Genomic DNA, 16554 nt, shown 5'->3' on the forward strand with positions numbered 1-16554 from the left:
CGGGAGTCAAAAGGACGCTTTCGTGAGTATAGAACTTGAAACCCCGGACGAGCAGAAAGGCAGGGCTTTCAACACTCCGCTTGATCGCACGTTGGATGGTATTGCCGGGCTGTGCGTCGGGGTTGCCGGCATCATGCTGGTCGTGTTGATCGTCACCTTCGGCTGGCTGGTGTTCGGGCGCTACGTGCTCAACGATACGCCCACCTGGGTCGAGCAAACCTCGCTCGTGCTGGTGGTGTATATCACCTGTTTGGGGGCGGCGGCCGGGGTGCGCTATCGCAGCCATCTCAATATCGATTTCGTGCGTGAAAGTTTCCCGCCGCTGCTGCGCGGGCTGATGCACCATATTTCGGATTTGTTCATCGTCGTATTTGGCGGTTTCATGGCGGTTCAGGGGTGGCAGCTGGTGATGACCAATACCCAGCGTGCAATTCCCATGATCGGGCTGCCTGAAAGCATTCGCGCTGCGCCGCTGGTGATCTGTGGTGTGCTGATTGCGCTGTTTGCCGCCGCCGATATTTTCCGGCGGTTCACGTCTCGCTCCACCGAGAGGGCCTAGGCCATGGGGCTGTTTATCCTGTTTGGACTCTTTTTTCTGGGCCTGGTGGCCGGTGCGCCGGTCGCTTTTGCCGTGGGGCTGGCGGCGGTCGCTACCTTCATGTACGAGGGGCTGCCGCTGTTCGTTGCCTTTCAGCGGATTCTTTCGGGCATTTCGGTGTTTTCGCTGCTGGCGATTCCGTTTTTCATCTTCGCCGGCGAGCTGATGCTCCACGGCGGGATATCGACACGGTTGGTGCGGCTGGCCTCGGCCATGGTTGGGCGTATGCGCGGCGGCCTTGGCATGGTCAATATCAGCTCCTCGATGCTGTTCGGCGGCATTTCCGGCTCGGCAGTGGCGGATACCTCGGCGCTGGGCTCCATTCTCATTCCTGTGATGAAGGAGAAGGGCTACGACGCCGACTACGCGGTCAATGTCACGGTTACCTCTTCTGTCGCCGGGGTGGTCATTCCGCCGAGTCACAACATGATTCTCTACGCGGTGGCCGCCGGTGGCGGTATCTCGGTCACGCAGCTGTTCATCGCGGGTATCGTGCCGGGCATTCTGATGTGTCTGAGTCTTGCCGTGGCGGCGTATATCGTTGCCGTGAAGCGCGGCTACAAGGGTGAGGCGTTTCCCGGCTGGCAGGCGCTACTTTTGAGCCTGGTAGCGTCACTGCCGGGGCTGATGACCGCAGTGATCATCGTCGGCGGGGTGCTGTCGGGCATTCTGACCGTAACCGAGTCCGGCGCTTTCGGCGCGATCTACGCGATCATCGTCACCGGGCTTGTCTACCGGGAACTGACCTGGGCGTCGTTCAAGGCGGCGGTGATTCAGTCGGTCAAGACCACGTCGCTGGTCATGATTCTGGTCGGCTGCGCCTCGGCGTTCTCGTATCTGTTGGCGCTTTACAACGTGCCGGAGATGCTGACCACGGGGCTGGTCGCCATTTCGGATCGGCCGCTGGTGATCTTCTTGCTGCTCAACATCATCCTCTTGATTCTGGGCATGATCATGGATATGGCGGCGCTGATCCTGATCTGCACGCCGATCTTTCTACCCGTGGCCATGCAGTTCGGCATGGACCCGATCCAGTTTGGCATCATCCTGATGATGAACCTGGGGCTGGGGCTTTGCACACCGCCGGTGGGGGCATGCCTGTTCGTGGGTTGTGTGATCGGCAAGATCAAGATCGAACACGCGGTGCGCACCATCTGGCCGTTCTTTCTGGCGCTGTTCGTCGCCTTGATGCTGGTGACCTACATTCCGGCGGTGTCGCTGACGTTGCCCGGGCTATTCAGGTGATGCTCGAACGCTTCGATGAGAGAGAGCGACTCTACATTGGGCAATGTCGTCAGGCTTCCTGTATTACGCCGCTTGAAAACGTAAAGACTGGAAAGGACGTCGTGTCAATGGGTTGAGGCGAGCTGAGAGCCTCGACCCGTTCAATACGCGATCTTGAGATTGGGTATTCGGGCGACAAGTTTACCGCCCCGGGCTACCTCGAGAGGTGCATGCTTACTCACCCCTTCATCGGTTTTACGATAAAGGCGCTTCTCAAGTACAAGGAATGGATAGTGGGTATGGTCAATCAAGCTTCCGGGACGAAGGCGTTCAAGGTGAATCGGGTGGGCCAACGGGGCAGCCTCTCGGTTCACGTGGCGGATCAGTTGGAGACACTCATCGTCGAAGGAAAGGTAGCAGTGGGGGAGAGGTTACCCACCGAGAACAGCCTGTGTAACTCCTTCGGCGTTAGCCGCACGGTCATCCGTGAAGCCATTACTCATTTGAAATCGCTGGGTCTGGTCGAAACCCGTCGTGGGGTCGGAACATCGGTACTGCGCACCTCGAAGATCGAGGCGCTGCCAGCCAGGCGAATCAATCCGACTACCGTCGAGGACATTCTTCACCTGCTCGAGCTGCGCCTGGCGATCGAGCCGGCAGCGGCGGAGCATGCGGCACGGCGCTACGACAGTGACGATCAAGCGCGGCTCGAACAACAGCATCAAGCCTTCACCAGCGCGTTCGTGGCGCGCTCACAAGCGCGTGAAGAGGATTATCTGTTCCACTTTGCCATCGCCCAGGCGAGCAAGAACCCGTTCTTCCAGTCGTTCTACGAGCATTGGAGTCAGGGCGTCATTCCGCGAGCCAAACTCTCCAATAGCGAAATCAACCCGCTCTCGTCTCAGCGCTATCTCGAACGGGTTCAGAACGAGCACGTGCGCATTCTGGAAGCCATTCTCAAGCGCGACAGCAAGGCGGCCTTCAAGGCAATGAAGCAGCACCTTGAACGCGCCCGCGATACCTACGCCCAGTACGTGACTAGCACGCCTTGAACCCGCTGGTATCTTCATGAGCCGGGTTTGCAGGGTGTTCAACGTGTCTGTTCAATAACTCGGGCCGCCTGGCCTGAGCGTTTTCATTACTGCGATTGATAACTGAGCTGAACGAGCGTAGCGCGCGAGTGCGAACTCACGTCTTTTTAGACTAATGGGGAAGTGTCGGCGCAACGCAATAGCAGTACGTTGTTAAACGTATTATGTATTACCAATAAAGTGCTTCGTTATAACTTCCTGAAACCCAAAACCTGGAATGGTCTGTGAGGCGTTTTGCCTTTTTATTAGCAAGTGCCAGGAAATCGCTACCGAATAAATATAACGACCTCCCGCTAACCCGACGGAGTATGGTATGAGCTTCTTTCCCAAGTGCGTATTTTCACGCTGTGCCAGCGCACTGCTGATGTTGCTGTGGATGACAGCGGCCCACGCCAGTACGCCAAGCGACCAACTGATCATCGCCTTCAAGATGAACAATATTCTTTCGTTGGATCCGGCGGCGGCCACGGGCAACGATATCGCCTTCGTCAATGCCAATCTTTACGACATGCTCATCGAACTGGACCCGGAAGATCCGACCGTGATTTTGCCCGCCATCGCCAGTGATTGGGAAATCGCCGACGATGATATGTCGATCAGATTTACGCTGCGCGACGACATCGACTTTCACTCAGGTAACCCGCTGACCGCTGAAGACGTGGTGTGGAGCCTTGAGCGAGTCATGGAGCTCAATCTGGCGTTGGCAACGACCTGGAAGGCATTGGGTTACAGCCGGGAGAACATGTCGCAGCTCGTATCGATGCCTGACTCTCATGAGGTAGTGATCGAGTTTCCTCGAAAGCTCGATCCCAGCCTGGTGCTGTATACCCTGGCGACCAGTCCCAGCGCCTTCGTGCTCGACAAGGAGCTGGTGCTTTCCCATGAGCGGGATGGTGATCTGGGAAATCAGTGGCTGACCACGAACGCAGCGGGTAGCGGCGCCTTCGTTCTGCAGCAGTGGATTCCCCAGGACAGAATCGTCATGACCCGCAATGAGGCCTACTGGGGCGAGGTGCCTGAGCTTTCCAGAGTGGCCATGCGCAACCTCAAGGAGTCGCAAACCATGCGGCTCATGATCGAGCGAGGGGATCTCGACGTCGCCATCGGTATGTCGGTTCCCGATATTCGCGCGTTGGAAAGTGCCGAGGGCGTCGATCTACAGACCACTCAGCGCGGCACCCTTTACTACGTTGCCGTCAGTATGCAAAACGAGATTCTGGCCGACCAGGATGTACGTCGAGCCATTCGCGGCACCATCAACTATGAGGGTATCAACGATAGCATCATGTCGTATTACGGCGAGTTTCATCAGCGTCCGGTCAAGCTGGGTTTGCCCGCTACGCTGCCCGAGCCGATGTATTCACTCTCCAACGAACAGGCTCGATCGCTGCTGGCCAGGGCGGGGTACGAAAATGGCTTTACCACGACCATTCGTGCGCTCAACGAATCGCCCTTCATCAATGTGGCAATCAACCTGCAAAGCAGCCTGCAACGCATCGGTATCAATGCCGAGATCATCACCGGCACTGGCAACCAGATTTATGGCGCCATGCGCGATCGTCGCTTCGATATTCTCGTAGGGCGAGGTGGCGGCGGAATGGCGCCCCACCCGGACTCCAACCTGACCCCGCTCTTGTTCAACCCGGACAACGACGATGCGGCACGGCTCACCAACTTTCAGGGCTGGCGAACCGGCTATCAGAACCAGCGGATCAACGAGTTGATCCTGCAAGCCGTGGCGGAGGCGGATAGCGACGTACAAAAACGCTTATATGGCGAGATCCAGTCCCTTTACGAAGAGGACGTGGGCGCTTTGTTTCCCTTCTCGCAGATGGTCAATACCGTCGCCGTGCGGGAGGAGGTCGAAGGGTATCGCGATGATCCGGCAGCGATGACGCGCCTGAGATCCATCACCAAGCGCTAACGATCGCCGTCGAAGGTTTCAACTGCGAGGAGACAATAATGACAAGATCACGCTTTCCGGGTATTGCGAAAAAGCTGGGCGTCGTCTTCATCACCCTGTTCGGGCTTTTGACGATGACCTTCGTGATCGGGCGGCTGATGCCGATCGACCCGGTGCTGGCCGTCATCGGCCCCGATGCCGACAGCTCTACTTACCAGCAGGTGTTCGAGCAAATGGGGCTCGACCGCCCTATCTGGGTTCAGTATGCCTACTATCTACAGGACATGCTGTCCGGCGATTTTGGGCGCGCCATTCTAACGGGAAGCCCGGTGGTGGATGACATTCTACGCGTGCTCCCTGCCACCATCGAGCTCGCCACCATTGCCATCATGGTAGGCGTTGGGCTGGGCGTACCGCTGGGTGTATATGCCGCGACCCATCGTGGGCGCTTGGGCGATCACCTGACGCGCTTGATCACGCTGTTCGGCTATTCGACGCCGGTATTTTGGGTCGGCATGGTCGGCTTGATCATCTTCTATGCATGGCTCAATTGGGCGGGAGCCGCGGGGCGCATCGGCTTTGCTTATGATGGCATGTTCGAAAGCTATACCGGTTTTTATCTGATCGACACGCTGCTCTCCGGCAATATCGAGGCTTTTTTCAGCGCGGTACGTCATATCGCCTTGCCAGCACTGATTCTCGGGTTGAACTCGGTCTCCTTCATTGGCCGCATGACGCGAAGCTTCATGCTCGAGCAGCTCTCCCAGGAGTACATCAAGACCGCCCGAGTGAAAGGGCTTTCCGAGCGCAGTGTCATTTGGAAGCATGCCTTCAAGAACATTCGCGTTCAGCTTCTGACCATCGTGGCGCTCGCTTATGGCGGCCTGCTCGAAGGCGCGGTACTGATAGAGACGGTCTTTGCCTGGCCCGGTTTCGGTCAGTATCTGACCGATAGCCTTCTGATGGGAGACATGAATGCGGTCATGGCCTCGGTGCTGTTCATCGGGCTGGTGTTCGTGTTCTTGAATCTGCTCTCCGACGTCCTTTACAAGCTGTTCGATCCGAGGACCCAATAATGAAAACGATCCAAACGATGGAACATCCTCTCGATGCGCGCTCGGCGCGGTCTGAGGCTCGCTACTCGATGCTGGCCTTGTGGACCAGGTCGTTCAAAAAGCTGTGCAGAAACCCCTTGAGTGCGTCGGGTGTGGTCATCGTCGCCTTGCTCCTGATCTGCGCGCTCGCAGCGCCCTGGATCGCGACCCACGATCCGCTTGCCCAGGACTTGACTCGTGTACTGGCATCGCCCTCATCGGCGCACTGGTTCGGCACCGATGAGTACGGCCGCGATATCTTCAGTCGAATCGTCTACGGCTCGCGGGTAACGCTTTACATCATCTTTCTCGTGACCGTCATCGTCGGGCCGGTGGGGCTTCTGATTGGCACCATGTCCGGCTACTTCGGCGGCTGGGTCGACAGCGTATTCATGCGCATTACCGATATCTTCATTTCGTTTCCGAGTCTGGTGCTGGCGCTGGCGTTCGTGGCCGCGCTCGGCCCGGGGCTCGAGCATGCGGTGATCGCGATCGCCTTGACCGCCTGGCCGCCGGTGGCGCGCCTGGCGCGGGCGGAGACGATGACGTTTCGAAAATCGGATTACGTGGTAGCCGCAAAGCTTCAGGGCGCCAGCGCCGCACGCATCCTGTTTCACTACATCGCCATCATGTGTCTGCCGTCGTTGATCGTGCGCCTGACCATGAACATGGCGACGGTGATCCTGACCGCCGCCGCGCTCGGCTTTCTGGGCCTGGGCGCCCAGCCGCCGCTTCCGGAATGGGGGGCGATGATCTCCACCGGGCGCAGTTACATGCTCGAAAGCTGGTGGCTGGTCGCCTTTCCCGGCGCCGCCATCATGCTGGTCAGCCTGGCCTTCAACCTGCTGGGTGACGGCCTGCGCGATCTTCTCGACCCACGCACCGAGTGAGGAGTACCCATGAGCGTACTGACAGTCGAAAAACTCAACGTCACGTTTCGCACCGATGACGGCGCCAAGCACGCGGTGCGCGACGTTTCGTTCACCCTGAACGACGAGAAGCTGGCCATCGTCGGCGAGTCGGGATCGGGCAAGTCGACGGTGGGCAAGGCGATCCTGCGTCTCAACTCGCCTTCCACCCAGGTGAGCGCCGAGCGGCTCGCGTTTCGCGATCAAGACCTGCTCACCTGTAGCGAAAAGGCGATGCGCACGATTCGCGGCCAGCATATCTCGATGATCATGCAGGACCCGAAGTTCTCGTTGAACCCGGTGGTGAGCGTGGGCGACCAGATCGCCGAGGCGCTGCGCGTGCATCGGCGCATCTCGCGCCAGGCCGCCCGGGAAGCGGCGCTCGACATGCTGCGCGAGGTCAGCATCAGCGATCCCGAGCACGTTTATGACCAGTATCCGCACGAGATCTCCGGCGGGATGGGGCAGCGGGTAATGATCGCCATGATGGTGATTCCCGAGCCCGATATCATCATCGCCGACGAGCCCACCTCGGCGCTCGACGTCTCCGTGCAGCAGGACGTGCTCGATATCCTCACCCGGCTCATCGAGAAGAAGAACATCAGCCTCATCTTCATCAGCCACGATCTCAATCTGGTCAAGAAGTTCTGCGACCGGGTGCTGGTGATGTACAGCGGTCAGGTGGTCGAATCGATCAGGGCGAGTGATCTCGCCAACGCCTCGCATCCCTACACGCGGGGACTGATGGAGTCGCTGCCGAGCCTGCGCCACCGCCGGGCAACGCTTCCGGTGATGGCCCGCGATCCCGCCTGGCTCACCCAGGGAGGTGCGCCATGATCGCCATCGACACGCTCTCCTTCGACATCTCGACCTTAACCAAGCGCAAGCGCATTCTGAGCGACATCTCGCTCGAGATAGGAAAGGGCGAATGCTTCGGTCTCGTCGGCGAATCAGGCTCGGGCAAGAGCAGCATCCTCAAGTGTCTGGCGGGGCAGTTCCAGGGCTGGGAAGGCGCGATCGAGATAGAGGGACGCTCGATCGCCGACACGCCGCCCAAAAAGCGCAGTGATACCCTGCAGATGGTGTTCCAGGATCCTTTCGGCGCGCTGCATCCGCGGCACACGATCCGCAAGATCCTGAGCGAACCCCTGGCGATCAAGAGTGTGGCCGATAAGGCGGAGCGCATCGAGAAGGCGCTCACGGACGTGGGGCTCGATGCGTCGTTTCTGCCGCGCTACCCCCACCAGATATCCGGCGGCCAGCGCCAGCGCGTAGCCATCGCCCGGGCGATCATCATGGACCCGAGCATCCTGCTGCTCGACGAGCCGACCTCGGCCCTGGACGTCTCGGTTCAGGCGGAAATTCTTAACCTGCTCGCCTCGTTGCATCAGCGTCATGGTCTCACCTACCTGATGGTCTCCCACGATCTGGGCGTCATCGCCCACCTGTGCGAGCGGGTAGCCGTCATGCAGGCCGGCCGAATCGTCGAAGTCGTCTCCCGAGACGACCTGGTCGAGGGCAACGTGACCCACCCCTATACCCGGGAGCTCCTCGAGCACGCCTTCAGCCGCGAGTGAGAATGACCAATGGCCGGCGCCCGTGAGTCGCCGGCCATTGGTCATTGAGCCACACCGCCACGCTGGCGATGTCAGTCGGGTTTATTTGAGCTGCGCATCGAGCCACTCGAAGGCGGCGTCCTGCATGTCGGCGGTGAAAACGTGCCCCTTGCCTTGCCACAAGCGGGTGTTCAGTTGATCGTCCGCACCATGGGCGCTCCAGATTTCATGCATACGCGCCATGGCACCCTCAACGGCGCTCGGCGGAAAGAGCATATCCTCTTCACCGGCGTAGACGAGCATGGGCGCGGGGGCCGCCAGGGCGGCCACGTCGGGAAAGTCGAGCAGCCGAAGCAGCGAAGGGTGCAGCATGTTAAACGCCGACTGGCCGCGCAGCTGGTTATTGCCCGGGACCATGAGCTCTTTCGCCTGCGCCATCCAGGCGTTGGCGACGGTAGCGCTGATGTGTGGGGAGAGCGCAGCCACTTGCCACGCGCGAAAGGCGCCCATCGAGAAGCCGACCGCCGCGACCCGGTCCGGGTCGGTATCGGGAAGCGCTGCCAGAAACGCCGCGGCGCGCATATCCTCCAGGGCGATCAGCCCCGCCAGCGAAGAGCCCAGGTTGAACAGGTTGGCCGCCAATGCCTGCTGCGCCTCGTAGCCGTTGCTTTCGCGGTCTCCCCAGCCGAGCGCGTCAGTTGCCAGCACGACGTAGCCGCGCTCGGCCAGTACCTCGCCGGGGAACCTGCCCGAAAAGAATTTGTCGGCCCATTCGTTGGCCGACTCCAGCCGCGGGTCGTCGTACCAGGGCGCGATCCATTTTTCCTTGCCGATATCGAAACGCGAGCCGTGATCGTGAAGCATCAACGCCGCCGGAAACGGCCCTTCGCCCTTGGGCACCAGCAGCAGTGCGGTCACGCGGCTTTCGTCGCTGACGTTGAAGGCGATGCGGCGCGCCAGGTAGCTTCCCCGGTCGATTTCGTCGATGAGCTCGGCTTCAAAGGGGCGCGAGGCGGTGTAGGGCAGGATGCTGGCGCGTACCTGGGGGAGCACCTGCTCGCGCCAGACGGCGGGGTCGCCGCCTTCATAGGCCAGCGGAAAGCTCATGCGCTCCTTCAACGCCTGATAAAAAAGCGGCAGGTTGTCGTCGGTGACACCCTTCGGGTCGGCCAACGCCGCCTGCGCGGCGACGAGCAGCAGGGCGGGGATCGACAGGCGTTTTATCGTGCGTTTCATCGTGGCTCCTCGCGGGGAGAAGACGCCGCCGGCAGGGCATCGATCCTCTCGAGCCAGCTTGCCAGCAGCTGGGGCCACTGGGCTACGGGCAAATCGCCCGCGCTGGCGATGCCGAAACCGTGGCCACCCTCGCGGAAGACGTGAAGCTCCGCCTTGACCCCTGCCCGGTGCAGCGCGCTGTAGAAGGCGATGGCATTCAGCGGCGAGACCGACGGGTCGTCGTCGGCGTGGAGGATGAACGTCTCCGGCGTGTGCGCGTCGACGTGCGCCTCCGGCGACTGGGCGTGCTTTTGTTCGGGCGTGGGGGCCTCGCCCAACAGCGCCTCGCGGGAGCCCGCATGGACCTCGTCGTCTTGCATGGTGACGACCGGATAGACTAGCGCCACGAAGTCGGGTCGTGCGGACACCGTTTGTTCGGCATCGCTCAGGTCGTAGATGGGCCGATCGAAACCGGTGGCCAGCGAGGCGCCAAGATGACCGGCGGCGGAGAAGCCCAGAAACCCGATACGCTCGGGGTCGAGGTGCCACTCGGAGGCCTGACGGCGCACGAGGCGTACCGCCCGCTGGGCATCGGCCAGCGGCGCATCGGCGCGATGCTCGTGGCCCTCGCCCGGCAGGCGGTAGGTGAGCAGGAAACTAGTCACGCCCAGAGGCGCCAGAGCCCTGGCGATCTCGATGCCCTCCTTGTCCAGCACCACGCGCCGATAGGAGCCGCCCGGTGCGATGATGATAGAAGTACCGTTGGGATGCTCCGGCACCCAGGCCGTGAGGCTGGGCTCATTGATGCCGGTCAGCGCCCGGTCGGGGGAGAAAAGGTTTTCAGAGCGTTCGGTGATCGTGGGAGAAAGCTCGGCGGGGGTGCCTTCGGGCGGGCCATCCCACAGAGGGTAGACCGCGTGTTGCGAGAGGCTCTCGGCCATGGCGACGTTATCCTTGGGGAAGAGAAACAGGGCCAGCACGCAGCCGGCCAGCACAAGGTGGGCATGCTTTGACATGTGGGTTGCTCGCTGCTTGTTATTGGAGGCTGGCAACGGACCGTATATCGGAGCCGGGGGCAGCGCGTGCCCCCGGTCGGTTTCGTCCTACTCGTCGAAAACGAGCGCCTGCAGCGCCAGCGCCCGGCGGCGGTGCTCTTCCAGCGTCTCGGGAGACTCTTGAAGCAGCGCCCGAATCTGCTCCAGGGTCGCATCGTCATAGGGTGAGGCGTTTGCGTTATCGTCGTCATCGCCGATGAAGACGTTGTCGTCGTCGATGGTGCCGTGAACGCTGTCGCTGTACTGGCTGGGGCTTTCCAGGTGCAGCGAGACGTTGCCGGAGAGATGCGCCGGCTCGAGCTGGTCACCGTAAGGGCTCTGGCGAACGATGAAGTTGAAGCGGTCGTTGTCGATGGCCACGTTGTCGGCGATCGTCAAGGCGCCCGAGTTGAAGTTGTCGGTAAAGCCGTCCATGCCGTTGTCGAAGGAGAGGTTACGCTCGACGTGGTGGTCCACCGGCAGCCCTTCGCCGCCGAGCTTGAAGCCGTTGCCGATATTACCGCCGGTACGCTCTGAGTCGAGGGTCTGGCCGTTGTTGAAGGCGATGGAGTCGAGGATAGTGACTGTGCCGTTGGGGCCATCCTCGACCTTGTTGAAAAGATCCCAGCCGTCGTCGACGTTGTGGTGCGACAGGCAGTGCTCGAAGCGATTGCCTTCGCCGATGCGCATCTTGGCGGCGAAGCCGTCGGCATTGATGCCCGAGTCATCCCGGTTGTTGTAGCTTTCGCTGTAGCGCACCGTATTGTGGCTTGCCCACAGGGCGCGGCCAACGTCGTCCGGTGAGGTGATCTGAAAGCCGGTGTCCGGCGCGCTGTGGGTCACGATGTGCTCGAACACGTTGTGGCTGCCGTGAACGATCAGCCGTTCGCCGGCGACCTCGAGATGATCGAGCTGCCAGTAGTGGGCGTTGTGCGAGACCATGCCGGTAAAGCGTACGTCGGTGCCTTCTCCGGTCAGGCGCTTGAGAGCGCCGGGGCTGCCGCTAACCTCGAGCGGAAGCTCGATGGCCTCATACTCGCCGCTGGCCAAGTGGATAGTGCCGCCGGGAGCGACCAACGCGATCGCCGAGGCCAGATCCAGCGGGTGTTCCTCGTCGCCCGCGTCTCCTGCCTGGCCCTCGGGGGAGGCGTGCAGGTTCATGGGGTCGGCAACCCGGGCAGGCTCGAGAGTGAGGGCGCGGCGTTGTCGTTCGCTTTCGGGTCCTTCATCGGGCTGGAAGGTGACCTCGAGCTGCGTAGGTTCGTCGATCGTAAGCGAGGCGCTGAAGAGATGTCCCGCCTCGACGGTTTCATCCTCGACCACGGCTTGGCCATTTTGGCTAAGGCTGAAGGTGCCGGCGTAGTTGGCCAGCGCCTGGAAGGTGTAATCCGGGGTGCTGACGCGCTCGGGCGAGGCGATCGACCAGACCAGCGGGGTCTGCGGCGCCTGGTAGGCCTCGCCCTGGTAGGTCTCCGCGGGCGAGAGATCGAGCTCGATATCGGCGATGCTGACGCGGGCATTGCGCGCGGCGAAGAAACCGACGTACTGGTGATCCGGGTCCTGCACCTGGATCAGGTTAGCCGGGGCCTCGTCCATCTCCCGGCGATAAACCTCGTCGCCATCGTCGAGGGCAACGATGAAATGACCATCGCTGCGCTCAAGACTCATGCGGTAGGTCTGGGCCTCACCATAAGGCAACGCCTCGGCATAATCCTCGCGGCTCATGAGGTTGCCGGGATTGCCCCAGGGGTCCTGGATGCCTTCGCGGTAGACCGCTGTGGCGTTGGCCAGCCCGTCATTGTCGCGGGTATGGGAGCGCAGCAGGTTCATGACCATGTTGGAAGCGGCGGGAAACTCCTCGTGACCTGGCGGCTGCGGTTCGGCCCGCGGGGCACCGATTACGTCCCGGGCGATGATGCCGGCGCCTTCCTGGCGGTTGGGCGTGGCGCCGGTTTCCGGTCCCAGCTGCTCCAGGGTCAACGTGGCCGTTAGCACGAAGTTCTGGTCGGTCGGCAGCGTGGTGTAGTAGAACGTGCCGCCTTCGTGGGAGTTGGCAAGCTTCCCCCCACGGCTCTCGATCACCACCTGATCGAGCAGCGGACCCGGCGTTACAGGGGCGCCGTCGTGGGTCACTTCGTTGGTGCCCACCTTTTCCGGGAGAATGGTAGAGCCAAAGTTTCTATCCGTGGATTGGCCAAAGGTAATACTTTGCCAGGTAAGTTCGGAAGCTTCGAGGGCAAAGGCCTGAGTAGTCCCGAGCGCGGGCGTAACCAGCGTGAAAGCGAGCGTAGCGATCTTTCTCATGCAAGTACCTTGTGTATTGTGATTATGGCGCACTGACGATTGGCCTGTATTCATGACAGGCAAGAGCGGCTTTTTTAAGATAATACATAGTATGTTTAAGGCGGGTATTAGCGATAAGTAGTGCTTCGCTGACTAATCAGTGACTCAGCGTATTTCGAATCCGTCCCAACTATTACTCTCGGCACGGCAATCGGCTGGACGCAGGTGACGGGATTGCGGTCCGAGCGTAGCCAAAGTCGAAAGTCTGGTTACGCCCTTGTGGCTGCGGCATTGGATCATGCATTTTCCTTGTCGAGTGCTGGCTGGAATACGTTTATCTGAATGCGTGGATCAACGCCGTTGAGTACCGATCTCCGCATATTCATACCATTGTCTATGTTGTTGCTCTCGGACGTCCTCATTAGTATTAAACATATTATGTATGATCTTAATGGCCGCGTTACTTTACAAAAGCGCGATAACGAGGGCTGAACAGTATGAAAATCGAATCCATATCCGTTGAAGTTATCCAATACGAATCCAAACTTTCGCGAGACAGCGCCGGGCATGCCCATGCAGGGCAGCCTTCCAGTGCGCAGATCGCCATGCTGACCGTCATGGCGGAAGACGGCGCCAAGGGATACGCCTTCGCACCCAGGGAACTCATTCGTCCTTACATCGTCGAGCAGTATTTCAAGAAGGCGGCGATTGGCAAGCCCGTCCACGCACGCGAACTCATCTGGCAGGACCTCTGGCTGCGCCAGCGTGGCAGCGGGGCGCAGCTGACCGACCGCGCCATGGCGATTCTCGACCAGGCGCTCTGGGACCTGGCGGGTCGCCAACTTGGCGTGCCCGTCTACCAGATGCTGGGCGGGGCACGCACCAAAGTGAAAGCCTACGCCAGCACCATGTGCGGTGACGAAACCAAAGGCGGCCTTTCCACGCCGGAAGAGTACGCTCAGTTCGCCGAAACCCTGGTCGGACAAGGGTACCAGGGCATCAAGCTGCACACCTGGATGCCGCCGGTGAGCTTCGCACCGAGCGTCGAGATGGACATTCGCGCCTGCGAAGCCGTGCGCGAAGCGGTCGGGCCGAACATCGCTCTGATGCTCGACGGCTACCACTGGTACAACCGCACGGACGCGCTGAAGATCGGTCGGGCGCTGTCGCGTCTCGATTTCGCCTGGTTCGAGGAGCCGATGCCCGAAGACTCCATGGAGTCCTACCGCTGGTTGACCCAACAGGTGGACGTACCGGTCATTGGCCCCGAGACCATCGGCGGCAAACACCAGAGCCGCGCCAGCTGGGTTCAGCACCAGGCCTGCGACATCCTGCGCGCCGGCGTTGCCAACGGCGGCGGCATCACGCCCTGCATCAAGGCCGCGCACTTGGCCGAGGCCTTCGGCATGGATTGCGAAATCCATGGCAACGGCGCGCCCAACCTGGCGGTCGTGGGTGCCATTACCAACTGCCAATGGTACGAACGCGGCCTGCTCCATCCCCACATGGACTACGACGAAGCGCCCGGCTACCTCAACGTTATCGTCGATGAGATGGATAGCGAAGGCTTCGTTCATCTGCCGGACCGTCCGGGACTGGGGGAGAGCATCAACTTCGATTACATCGAAGCCAATACGCTCGAACGGTATTGAGCCGAGCGAGTTTCAGCACGATTCAAGCACGCCGGCTCGCCTTGCCAGCTTGAAGTCATTCGGCAGCGCCGATCACAAATAAAAAAAATTGAAGGGGCAATCATGTCTATCGATGTCTGGGTAATACTTATTTACCTCGTTTTTCTGGTGATCATCGGGTGGGTATTCAAGAACTTCAACACCAATACCAGTGATTACTTTCGCGGGGGCGGCAATATGCTGTGGTGGCTGGTGGGCTCCACCGCCTTCATGACGCAGTTCTCCGCCTGGACCTTTACCGGTGCGGCGTCGCAGGCTTACGTCAGCGGGTTCGCGATTATCTTCCTGTTCGGGGCCAACGCCGCCGGCTACTTTCTGAACTACGTCTATTTCGCGCCACGCTTTCGTCAGCTGCGCGTGGTGACTGCCGCCGAAGCGCTGAAGATGCGCTACGGCAAGCCCAGCGAGCAGACCTTCATCTGGTTCAGCATGTTCGATGGTCTCGTCTCCGCCGCTACCTGGCTGAGCGCCCTGGCCATCATCACTTCGGCGGTATTCGACGTGCCGCTGCAAACGGTCATCCTGTTGGCGGGTATCGCGGTCGTCGCGATGTCGGTCACCGGCGGCGCCTGGGCGGTCGTGGCCTCCGACTACGTCCAGATGCTGATCATCATGTCGGTGACCTTCGTGTGCTTCTTCGTCGCCTGGGGCAACACCGACAGCATCGGCAGCATCGTCTCGAGCTATGACGGCGAGTTCTTGACCGGCAGCGGCTACGGCTATGCGTGGCTGTTCGGTTTCTGGGTGTTCATGCTGATCATCAAGCAGATCTTCATGATGAACAACACGCTCAACGGCTACCGCTACATGTGTGCCAAGAACAGCAAGAACGCCCGCTATGGTGCGCTGTTCACGCTGTGCCTGGCGTTGATCGGCCCGATCATCTGGTTCTTCCCGGCCTGGTTCATGCACGCCAACAGCCCGGATTTCGCCCAGAATTTCCCTGCACTGGGCGCGAGCGCCAATGAGGCGGTTTTCGTGGCCTTCGTCAGCGAATATATGCCCGCCGGCATGCTGGGGCTTTTGATGGCCGCGATGTTCGCCGCCAGCATGTCCTCGATGGACTCTGGCCTGAACCGCAACGCCGGTTTCTTCGTGCGCAACTTCTATCTCTCCATCATCAAGCCCGACGCGAACGAAACCGAGATGCTGCGCGTGTCGCGTATGGTCACCTTGATCTTCGGTGCGATCATCATCGGCATCAGCCTGTTCATCAACTCGCTCAAGAGCATGAGCCTGTTCGAGATCCTGCTGACGGCGAGTGCGCTGATCACCTTCCCGATCACCATTCCAGCCATGCTGGGGCTGATCGTGCGCAAGACGCCGGACTGGTCGGGCTGGGGTACGCTCGTGGTGGGCTGCATGGTCTCCTACGGCGTTGGTGCCTGGCTGAGCCCGGAGCTCGTCAACAGCGTCATGGGCATGGAGATCAGTGCGCGTGAATGGTCCGACTTCCGCGTCGCCTTCGCGATCGGTGCGCATGCGGTCATCACCGGTGGCTTCTTCCTGCTCAGCAGCCTGTTCTACAACGCCGAGAAACACTCGCCCGAGCGCGCCGCCGAGCGCCGGGAAATGTGGCGTCGCTGGGAAACGCCGGTGGAAAGCACCGATGCCGACCCGGCCGCCGACGCGGTGGATTACGGCCAGAAGATCATCCTGGGTCGTCTGATCCTGATCGGAAGCGTGATGGTCATGGGTCTCTCGCTGCTGCCCAACTCAACGAACGGGCGTCTGGTCATGCTGCTGTGCGGTGCGCTGCTGATGATTCCCGCAGTACTGATGCTGCTTTCGGCGCGCTCTAGCAAGCGCGCCATGCAGAATGCCGAATTGCAGGCAAGCATCGCCTATAAGTAAGTCCTTCGAGCGCTTTCATACGCGTGGTGAAAGCGCTCATTAAACATCATACGTAATAAATGATACGGCTGGTTCTCTGCGACCTTCGTAGGGCTTGGCTACA

The 16554-nt window shown here is 60.5% G+C and carries 13 protein-coding genes; 10 read left to right on the forward strand and 3 right to left on the reverse strand.

Features of this window, described 5'->3' with window-relative positions:
• Positions 1 to 22: 22 nt before the first annotated feature.
• The 8 genes from ACGK9R_RS03465 (at position 23) to ACGK9R_RS03500 (ending at position 8395) form a co-directional block, all read left to right on the forward strand.
• Entirely contained in the window at positions 23 to 559 is a 537-nt protein-coding gene (locus tag ACGK9R_RS03465; RefSeq protein WP_394578167.1) for a TRAP transporter small permease, read from the forward strand.
• Between the two features lie 3 nt (positions 560 to 562).
• A complete protein-coding gene (locus ACGK9R_RS03470; RefSeq protein ID WP_394578168.1) occupies positions 563 to 1843 on the forward strand; it encodes a TRAP transporter large permease in 1281 nt (426 codons plus the stop codon).
• A gap of 278 nt (positions 1844 to 2121) precedes the next feature.
• Positions 2122 to 2874, forward strand: a complete 753-nt coding sequence (locus ACGK9R_RS03475) for a FadR/GntR family transcriptional regulator (protein WP_394578169.1) — start codon at positions 2122 to 2124, stop codon at positions 2872 to 2874.
• A 352-nt stretch (positions 2875 to 3226) separates the two neighbouring features.
• Positions 3227 to 4837, forward strand: a complete 1611-nt coding sequence (locus tag ACGK9R_RS03480) for an ABC transporter substrate-binding protein (RefSeq protein ID WP_394578171.1) — start codon at positions 3227 to 3229, stop codon at positions 4835 to 4837.
• A gap of 38 nt (positions 4838 to 4875) precedes the next feature.
• The gene (locus tag ACGK9R_RS03485) at positions 4876 to 5892 is read left to right on the forward strand and encodes an ABC transporter permease (RefSeq protein ID WP_394578173.1); all 1017 of its coding nucleotides are present in this window, start codon (positions 4876 to 4878) and stop codon (positions 5890 to 5892) included.
• 17 nt (positions 5893 to 5909) lie between these two features.
• A complete protein-coding gene (locus ACGK9R_RS03490; protein ID WP_394578175.1) occupies positions 5910 to 6800 on the forward strand; it encodes an ABC transporter permease in 891 nt (296 codons plus the stop codon).
• Positions 6801 to 6809: 9 nt separating this feature from the next.
• Positions 6810 to 7655 carry an ABC transporter ATP-binding protein gene (locus ACGK9R_RS03495; protein WP_394578177.1) on the forward strand — a complete coding sequence of 282 codons (846 nt, stop codon included), beginning with the start codon at positions 6810 to 6812 and terminating at the stop codon, positions 7653 to 7655.
• The gene (locus ACGK9R_RS03500; RefSeq protein ID WP_394578179.1) at positions 7652 to 8395 is read left to right on the forward strand and encodes an ABC transporter ATP-binding protein; all 744 of its coding nucleotides are present in this window, start codon (positions 7652 to 7654) and stop codon (positions 8393 to 8395) included. The genes ACGK9R_RS03495 and ACGK9R_RS03500 overlap by 4 nt, the downstream gene beginning before the upstream one ends.
• Positions 8396 to 8476: 81 nt before the next feature.
• Here ACGK9R_RS03500 and ACGK9R_RS03505 read toward each other — a convergent pair whose 3' ends face one another.
• The 3 genes from ACGK9R_RS03505 to ACGK9R_RS03515 all read right to left on the reverse strand — a co-directional run bounded on the left by ACGK9R_RS03505 (position 8477) and on the right by ACGK9R_RS03515 (position 12927).
• Positions 8477 to 9610 carry a dienelactone hydrolase family protein gene (locus ACGK9R_RS03505; protein WP_394578181.1) on the reverse strand — a complete coding sequence of 378 codons (1134 nt, stop codon included), beginning with the start codon at positions 9608 to 9610 and terminating at the stop codon, positions 8477 to 8479.
• Complete coding sequence (locus ACGK9R_RS03510; protein WP_394578183.1) at positions 9607 to 10605, reverse strand: alpha/beta hydrolase; 999 nt, start codon at positions 10603 to 10605, stop codon at positions 9607 to 9609. The genes ACGK9R_RS03505 and ACGK9R_RS03510 overlap by 4 nt, the downstream gene beginning before the upstream one ends.
• Positions 10606 to 10692: 87 nt before the next feature.
• On the reverse strand, positions 10693 to 12927 hold the full coding sequence (locus tag ACGK9R_RS03515) for an exopolygalacturonate lyase (protein ID WP_394578185.1): 2235 nt from the start codon (positions 12925 to 12927) through the stop codon (positions 10693 to 10695).
• Between the two features lie 476 nt (positions 12928 to 13403).
• Between ACGK9R_RS03515 and ACGK9R_RS03520 the strand changes: the two genes are divergently transcribed.
• Complete coding sequence (locus ACGK9R_RS03520; RefSeq protein ID WP_394578187.1) at positions 13404 to 14558, forward strand: mandelate racemase family protein; 1155 nt, start codon at positions 13404 to 13406, stop codon at positions 14556 to 14558.
• A 102-nt stretch (positions 14559 to 14660) separates the two neighbouring features.
• A complete protein-coding gene (locus ACGK9R_RS03525; protein ID WP_394578189.1) occupies positions 14661 to 16451 on the forward strand; it encodes a transporter in 1791 nt (596 codons plus the stop codon).
• Positions 16452 to 16554: the final 103 nt, after the last annotated feature.

Origin of the sequence: Halomonas sp. HNIBRBA4712 (genome assembly GCF_043558675.1) — a bacterium.
Classification (GTDB): Bacteria; Pseudomonadota; Gammaproteobacteria; order Pseudomonadales; family Halomonadaceae; genus Vreelandella.